A 1,332-nucleotide genomic window follows, 5' to 3' on the forward strand; every position below is an offset into this window, starting at 1 on the left:
CGCCGGGCCGTTGTGGTGGCTGCCACGTCCGATCAGTCCGCGCTGGTCCGCCGCCGCTGCGCCTGGGCCGCCATGACAGTTGCCGAGCATTTCCGCGATCAGGGTAAGAATGTTCTGTTCCTTGCCGACTCGGTTACCCGTTTCGCCGAGGCGCACCGGGAGATTTCGGCGGCCTCGGGCGAAGCACCTGCCTTGCGCGGATACCCTCCATCCGTAACACCGCTGATCACCGGCCTGTGCGAGCGGGCTGGCCCGGGCGCAGACGGGCAGGGGGATATCACCGCCGTGTTCAGCGTCCTGGTGGCCGGTTCCGACATGGATGAGCCGATTGCAGATATTCTTCGCGGTGTTTTGGACGGTCATATTGTACTGAACCGTGAAATCGCCGAACGCGGCAGGTTCCCGGCGATCGACGTCTCACGCTCAGTGTCCCGCAGTCTGCCTGCTGCGGCCACTGCCGATGAAAACACGGCAATCCAGGATGTGCGCAAATTCTTGGGCGCTTATGAACAATCGGAAGTGATGATCAGAGCCGGTCTCTATGCTGAGGGGAATGATGCGGTGCTGGACAAGGCAGTGAAACTGTGGCCGGAACTGGACGGTTTTTTCGGCCGCGAAGATCCGGAAGGAATCACCAGCAGTTTCAATCGGCTGCTTCTGTTGCTGCGCCGGGCCAAGGCGGGACGGTAAGCGGCGCGTTGGCTTCACCTGCCGTCTGATCATTTGACCGGCGAGTAACTGCGGCGATGGGTTTTCTCACAGGGATGCTCCAAATATGCCCTTACTGAGGTATTTACATACTTCTGTGTTGTAACGGGTCCGCGCGGACATCTGCGTTGGCCTGATAATCTGAAGGCGCTGATTGTTTCTGAGACTTTGGAACCTGAAGCGACCGTAAGTAGCGTGCCTTGGTAAAAAAACATGCGTCCAATCCTTTGCAGGCGTAGCGTCGGGCAGCGCGCTGGGGGCCTTTGTGGTGTTCTGCATGGCGCTGGTCAACGGCATGAAATGGGCCGAGCTGAAATCGGCACTGCTGGAGACAGCCAAGCTGACGGTGATGATCTTCACCATCATCTGGGGCGTGCTGATCTACGTGCGCTTCCTTGGCTTTGCCGATCTGCCGGGGGCGTTTTCGGACTGGATCACCGCGCTGGAAATGCCGCCGATGGTGATCCTGATCTGCATCCTGCTGGCCTATGCGGTTCTGGGCATGTTCATGGATGCAATCGGGATGCTGCTGCTGACGCTGCCGGTGGTCTACCCGGCGGTGATGGCGCTGAACGGCGGCGAGAGTGTGGCGGCCGCAGACAGCGCATTCGGCATGAGCGGCAC

2 pseudogenes are annotated in these 1,332 nt (G+C 60.1%); both read left to right on the forward strand.

What is annotated here, in order from left to right:
* A pseudogene (fliI, locus tag A2I95_RS38655) lies at positions 1–690 on the forward strand (flagellum-specific ATP synthase FliI); the annotation flags it as partial.
* A gap of 268 nt (positions 691–958) precedes the next feature.
* A pseudogene (locus A2I95_RS38660) lies at positions 959–1,332 on the forward strand (TRAP transporter large permease subunit); the annotation flags it as partial.

This window comes from Leisingera sp. F5, from assembly GCF_001593695.1.